Consider the following 6,664-nt stretch of genomic DNA (forward strand, 5'->3'; position numbering starts at 1 on the left):
AAAAATGTACAAAAAAGCATATCCTAGCGATAAAATTAAGGAATTAAGCTCAATTTTTAGACCCCAAACACTAATTTCGAGTTATGCGTAGTGATTTCAGCTAAATTTTCGATGCTAATTTGCTTAATATCTGCCAATTTCTGTGCTACATAAATTAAATAACTGCTTTCATTAGGCTTCCCACGAAAAGGAACAGGCGTTAAATAGGGCGAATCTGTCTCCAATACCAAATGCTCTAAGGGAATATTTGCTACTACCTGATCTAAACCAGAATTTTTATAGGTTAATACACCGCCAATCCCAAGGTAAAAGCCAAGATCTATCACCTGCTCTGCCTGCTCTAATGTTCCTGAAAAACAATGAAATATACCCCTCAACTTTTCATCTTTTAATTCGCATATTATTTCAAATATCTCATCAAAAGCCTCGCGACAATGGATAACAATGGGTAAATCTAATTGCTTTGCCCATGCAATTTGTATTCGAAAAGCTTCCTGCTGAATGCTCAATGTTGTTTTATCCCAATGCAGGTCAATTCCAATTTCGCCGATGGCATAAATTTTTCTTTGTGAAATTTCCTGTTCAATAAAGGCTAGTTCTTCTTTAAAATTTTCCTTTACATCACATGGATGAAGTCCCAGCATTGGAAAACAATGCTCTGGGTATTGCTCCGTCAAACTAAACACTAAAGGGATTGATTCCGAATCTACGTTAGGGAGAAATAGTCGGCTAACCTTATTTTCAAGGCACCTTTGCATGAGCGCAGCGCGTAATTCTGGATCTTTTTCGTAATATAAATGGGTATGTGTATCGGTAAGGATCATGGTGCAAATTAACAAAAATGCCCTCAGTTTTCGCTGAAGGCATGTACTCTTATTTTATTAAGTGTTTCAACTGAATAATTTCTTTTTCTTCAAGATATCTCCATCTGCCACGAGGAAGATCTTTTTTAGTCAAGTTTGAATAAACTACTCGATCAAGCTTTACTACTTCATAACCTAGGCTTTCAAAAATACGACGAACAACCCTGTTTTTACCGCTATGAATTTGAATTCCAACTTCCTTTTTACTTCCACCAGCAACGTAACTCACCGCATCAGGCTTAATAACGCCATCTTCAAGCTCAATACCGAATAAAATTTTATTCATATCACCTTGAGATAAACTCTTATTTAACTCTACTTGATAAAGCTTAGTAATATTATTTCGTGGATGCGATAATTTCTCTGCCAAATCGCCATCATTGGTCATTAACAATAGACCAGTAGTGTTACGATCCAAACGACCAACAGGATAAATACGTTCACGAGATGCCTTTTCAACCAAACTCATGACAGTCTTACGCTCTTGCGGATCATCTGTTGTAGTAATATAATCTTTTGGCTTGTTTAATAGTACATAAACGTTCTTTTCACGTTTTAGGGCCTCACCATTATAGCGAACCGAATCCTTTGCGGGATCAACCTTGAAGCCCAGCTCGGTAACAGGCTCCCCATTCACAGAAACTACACCCGCAGCAATAAGCTCATCTGCCTTACGCCTTGAGCAAATACCCGCATTGGCAATAAAACGATTTAAACGGATTAGTCCGTCATCAGTTTTAGCTACTGCCGGCTTCTTACTACGCTTATTAACAAAACGCTCCTCGGAAGTCCACTTCTTATCCTCCGACCTAAATTTTGGACGGTCGGATGAAGAATATTCTTCTTTTACGCGAGATTTAAATGGTTTATCATTGAAGCGCTTAACAGGCGCATTTTTATCAGCATATTTATTTTCACGGGCAGCAAAGGGCTTATCTCCCGTTGAAGCTTTTGTAAATGGTCTTTTTTCACCACTAGGTCTGTTTCCGTAAGGTTTAGCACTTTGTGGTCTGTCGCCTTGCGACTTTTCTCCAAAAGCTCTCTTCTCTCCACTTGGTCTATTTCCATAAGGTTTAGATCCAAATGAACTTTCGCCTTGTGGTTTTCTGCCAAAAGAACGCTCCCCTGACGATTTTTCATCAGCACCACCCGAACGACCAAAACTTTTAGGGCTTCTTTTTTCGGATGAAAAGCTTGATCCTGATCTATCGTCTGCCTTTTTAAAACCTGCTTTGAAAGGTTTTTTAGAGTCATCGGAAAAGGACTTCTTCTTTGCACTGCCAGCGCCTTCAGCACGATCAGATTTAAAAGAATTAGCTTTTGATGACGAACTTGAAGTCCGTTTTGAATTGGTGGATTTGTCGTCCCGACTGTTCCTATTGTTTTTGAATGGCATGATTAATGTATATACCTTTTAGAGAGAACGACAAAGATAGTTAAAAATACGGAAAAGAGCTGAATTAATGAGAATTACGAATAAAAATCTCAAGCTTGAATTCGCAGAAACAGAAAGCCTTTAATTAGGCTCTAGTTCATAACTATTTGAAAATTAGATAAATATTGGTATCTTTGTATAACATTGACACCTAATATTATAAAAGAAAGGTTCAAAATGATAAAAAAACACCTGATAACTTGTTCAGGGATGCTAGCTTTGCTATTAACTGCCAAATTGTTTATATTTAGTAAACCGGCTGATATTGATAGCTTCATGAATATCGCTTCGGCATCATCCCAAAAGACAATCACCAACGATATTTACCTCCAAAATTTAAGCTTCGCAGAGGAGGCTTTCCCAATTGAAGATCAGCGAGTTATACGGAAAATGAAGGCTTATCTTAGAGCACATTCCCATCAAAAAATTCAAACGACTAAGCTCCACCATCTTGCAGAAAAATGGTTTCCTATCATCGAGCCCATTTTGAAAAAACATGGCATTCCTGCAGATTTTAAATACATGCCCTTAGTTGAAAGTGGTTTTAAGTATGGGACATCTCCTAAGGGTGCCGAAGGTTATTGGCAGTTTATGCCAAATACTGCCCGAAGTTTCGGATTAAAGGTTAATTCGAAGGTAGATGAGCGACATGACATTGAAAAATCAACCCTAGCGGCAGCCAAATACTTGAACTCTTTATACCGTGAGTTTGGAAGTTGGACGCTAGCTGCAGCAGCATATAATATTGGGGAGGGCGGACTAAGAAAGCAGATGAATCACCAAAAAGAAGATGATTATTTCAAGATAAAACTCAATAGAGAGACAGCCTCTTACGTATATAAATTGATTTCCATGAAAGAAATCATTGAAAACCCAACTCGCCATGGCTATAAAAGCAGAGTGACAACGCTATTATCGCAAGTAAATAAAAAACCGGAAAATCATTTTCCTTTTGAAGCCGGAAAGGCCTCAAAAACACCACAGATTTTGATAAACTAATCCTAATAAACCGAACAAAATGGGCTGAAGAAATTCAGCCTTTTTTGTATTCATGCCTTTCTGTTTACATTTCTTTTTAAAAAAAATTATTTAAAGCAGAATTAGGTAAAATTTTACTCTTTTATGCCTAATTATCGCGTGAAAAAAGAATCCCTACCTTAAAAAATCGCATCTTTGCAAAAATTCAGAGCGAGTATTCAATTTATGAATAAATCTAATCCCGACCTTGGCGAACAAAGTGAAGTAGAAGTATTTGGTGCTAGGGTTCATAACTTAAAAAATATTGATGTATCCTTTCCACGAAATAAGTTGGTTGTTATCACCGGACTAAGTGGCAGTGGGAAATCGTCATTAGCCTTCGATACCATCTATGCTGAAGGTCAGCGTAGATATATGGAGACCTTCAGTGCCTACTCCCGACAGTTTTTGGGTGGCATGGAGCGCCCGGATGTCGATAAAATATCAGGCTTAAGTCCCGTAATTGCCATCGAGCAAAAAACCACCAGCAAAAACCCTCGCTCAACCGTTGGTACAATTACCGAGATTTACGATTTCATGCGTCTTTTATATGCCCGTACTGGGGAGGCTTATTCTTATGTAAGCGGACAAAAAATGGAGCGCATGACAGAAGATCAGATTCTGAAAAGCATCATTGAGAAATTTAATGGACAAGCAATAAATATCCTCGCACCCGTAGTAAAAGGCCGTAAAGGGCATTACCGTGAGCTTTTTGAGCAAATCCGTAAGCAAGGTTATTTAAAAGTGCGTGTGGATGGAGAGATTTTAGACCTCTCGCCAAAAATGCAGCTCGACCGTTACAAAATACATGATATTGAGATGGTTATCGATCGCCTACTTGTAAGTGAAGACGATAAAAAAAGACTTTACGATTCTATACAGTCGGCCTTAAAAGTATCAAAAGGTATCATCAAAATCAGCGATAAAGAAAATAAAGAGTATTTCTACAGCAAATACTTGATGGATCCCATATCGGGAATATCCTATGATGAACCGCAACCCAATACCTTCTCATTTAATTCGCCTTATGGGGCATGTGAGCGATGTAATGGACTCGGTTATATTTTTGAGGTAGATAGAAACTCCGTAATTCCCAATCCGAAATTGAGCATTATGCAAGGAGGATTGGCTCCACTTGGCGAATATCGCGAGACTTGGGTATTTCAAATTTTAAAAGCTTTATCTAAAAAATATAATTTTTCTTTATCTACACCCATTGAAAAAATTCCGGAGGAGCTCATTGAGATTATTTTAAATGGCTCGGAAGATATAATTAGCGTTCCTGTTGAGTACAATAAATGGAATGTTCAAAATTATCAAATTGAGTTTGATGGCATCATAAAAATGCTGGAAGAACAAACAGAACGCCGTGGTGACGAAATTGGTGAAGATTTAGAGAATTACAGAATTTTAAAAAGCTGCCCTGAATGTTTGGGTGCGCGACTTAAAAAAGAATCGCTTCATATAAAAGTAGACCAGAAAAATATTTATGAACTCGCTTGCATGGATATTTCCAATCTAAGCAAATGGTTCGAGGGATTAGAAAATCGACTTACGGAGCGTCAAAACACCATTGCCAAGGAAATTTTAAAGGAAATACGCTCTAGAATAGGCTTCTTATTGGATGTGGGATTAAACTATTTAACCCTAGATCGAACGGCCAAAACATTATCGGGTGGTGAAGCGCAACGCATCCGTCTGGCAACACAAATTGGATCTCAATTGGTTAATGTGCTATATATTTTAGATGAGCCAAGCATCGGACTCCATCAAAGGGATAATGCACGTTTGATTTCGGCATTAAAAAATTTACGCGACATTGGAAATTCAGTCCTAGTTGTGGAGCATGATAAAGATATGATCATGAATGCCGACCATGTAATTGATATGGGACCGGCTGCGGGGGTGCATGGCGGACAAGTAGTGGGCCAGGGTACTCCTGCCGAATTTGCTAAGGCTCAAACACTTACCAATGATTATATCAGTGGAAGGAAGGAAATTGCTATCCCTAAACAAAGAAGAAAAGGTAATGGACATTCACTAATCCTTAAAAATGCAACAGGCAATAATCTGCAGAATGTTTCTGTCGAATTTCCTTTAGGAAAGCTAATCTGCGTAAGTGGTGTTTCTGGAAGTGGGAAGTCGACTTTGATTGCTGAAACCCTCTATCCAATTCTAAATCATCATTTTTTTAGGGCGAAGAAAAAACCTATGCCTTATAAAAAAATTGAAGGCTTGGAACATATTGACAAGGTTATTGAGATTGATCAAACACCTATCGGACGTACCCCAAGGTCGAATCCTTCAACTTATACCGGTGTATTTTCAGATATCCGAAACCTCTATGTTATGCTTCCTGAAGCGAAAATTAGAGGATATAAACCTGGCCGTTTTTCCTTCAATGTAAAGGGCGGTCGCTGTGAAACCTGCCAAGGTGCTGGCATGAAACTCATTGAAATGAATTTCTTGCCCGATGTGCAGGTCCCATGTGAGGAATGTAGCGGCAAGCGTTATAATCGTGAAACTCTGGAGGTTCGTTACCGTGGTAAATCGATTAGTGATGTTTTGGACATGAGCATCGAAGAGGCGGTAGCTTTTTTTGAGCCAATTCCAGCCATTTATCGCAAAATTAAAACTTTACAAGAGGTGGGATTAGGTTATATCCGCCTAGGGCAAGCATCTACTACCCTTTCTGGTGGCGAGGCTCAACGTGTTAAATTAGCCACCGAACTATCTAAAAAGGATACAGGAAATACCTTCTACATTCTAGACGAACCGACTACAGGACTCCATTTTGAAGATATTAATGTTCTTTTAGGTGTTTTAAATAGATTAGTAGATCAAGGAAATACCATTTTAGTGATTGAGCATAATTTAGATGTGGTAAAAGTTTCTGATTGGGTAATTGACTTGGGTCCGGAGGGTGGTTCAGGTGGCGGACAAATACTCTTTGAAGGCACGCCAGAGCAATTAATTAAGGTGGAAAAAAGCCATACAGGTAGATTTTTGAAGATGGAGTTTTAGTAGGCGTATCTAAAAATTTTAATCGATTTAACCTCCCCCTACCCCCTCTAGAGGGGGACATGCACAGCGACCTCTGCAATCGCTGCTATAAAAAATACATATCATTATTTACTAGTAGTGAATAGGCGCCTAGTATCCCCCGCAGGTGGGGGAATAAAAGGGGTTGGAATCTGCTTAGCAGTGAAATTATTATTAATATTCCTCCACCTACCACCCTCAATGAGGGAGACATGCACAGCGATCTCTGCAATCGCGCTATAAAAAATACAGATCATTATTTACTAGTAGTGAATAGGCGCCTAGTATCCCCCGCAGGTGGGGGAAT

At 38.8% G+C, this 6,664-nt stretch carries 4 protein-coding genes; 2 read left to right on the forward strand and 2 right to left on the reverse strand.

Annotation, left to right across the window (positions count from 1 at the left end):
* Positions 1 to 56: 56 nt before the first annotated feature.
* Positions 57 to 824, reverse strand: a complete 768-nt coding sequence (locus QZ136_RS11440) for a TatD family hydrolase (RefSeq protein WP_291403626.1) — start codon at positions 822 to 824, stop codon at positions 57 to 59.
* Between the two features lie 49 nt (positions 825 to 873).
* Positions 874 to 2,259 carry a pseudouridine synthase gene (locus QZ136_RS11445; RefSeq protein WP_291403628.1) on the reverse strand — a complete coding sequence of 462 codons (1,386 nt, stop codon included), beginning with the start codon at positions 2,257 to 2,259 and terminating at the stop codon, positions 874 to 876.
* A 216-nt stretch (positions 2,260 to 2,475) separates the two neighbouring features.
* Between QZ136_RS11445 and QZ136_RS11450 the strand changes: the two genes are divergently transcribed.
* Both QZ136_RS11450 and uvrA read left to right on the forward strand, forming a co-directional pair.
* Positions 2,476 to 3,297 carry a lytic transglycosylase domain-containing protein gene (locus QZ136_RS11450; protein ID WP_291403630.1) on the forward strand — a complete coding sequence of 274 codons (822 nt, stop codon included), beginning with the start codon at positions 2,476 to 2,478 and terminating at the stop codon, positions 3,295 to 3,297.
* A 204-nt stretch (positions 3,298 to 3,501) separates the two neighbouring features.
* Positions 3,502 to 6,339, forward strand: coding sequence for an excinuclease ABC subunit UvrA (gene uvrA, locus QZ136_RS11455; protein WP_291403632.1), 2,838 nt, complete (start codon positions 3,502 to 3,504; stop codon positions 6,337 to 6,339).
* Positions 6,340 to 6,664 lie beyond the last annotated feature (325 nt).

Origin of the sequence: Daejeonella sp. (genome assembly GCF_017495225.1) — a bacterium.
Classification (GTDB): Bacteria; Bacteroidota; Bacteroidia; order Sphingobacteriales; family Sphingobacteriaceae; genus Daejeonella.

What these genes read in the sequence shown, in the direction of transcription:
- QZ136_RS11450 (WP_291403630.1), top strand. Translation starts at nt 2,476, where the DNA reads ATGATAAAAAAACACCTGATAACTTGTTCAGGGATGCTAGCTTTGCTA.
- QZ136_RS11440 (WP_291403626.1), bottom strand. Translation starts at nt 824, where the DNA reads ATGATCCTTACCGATACACATACCCATTTATATTACGAAAAAGATCCA.
- QZ136_RS11445 (WP_291403628.1), bottom strand. Translation starts at nt 2,259, where the DNA reads ATGCCATTCAAAAACAATAGGAACAGTCGGGACGACAAATCCACCAAT.
- uvrA (WP_291403632.1), top strand. Translation starts at nt 3,502, where the DNA reads ATGAATAAATCTAATCCCGACCTTGGCGAACAAAGTGAAGTAGAAGTA.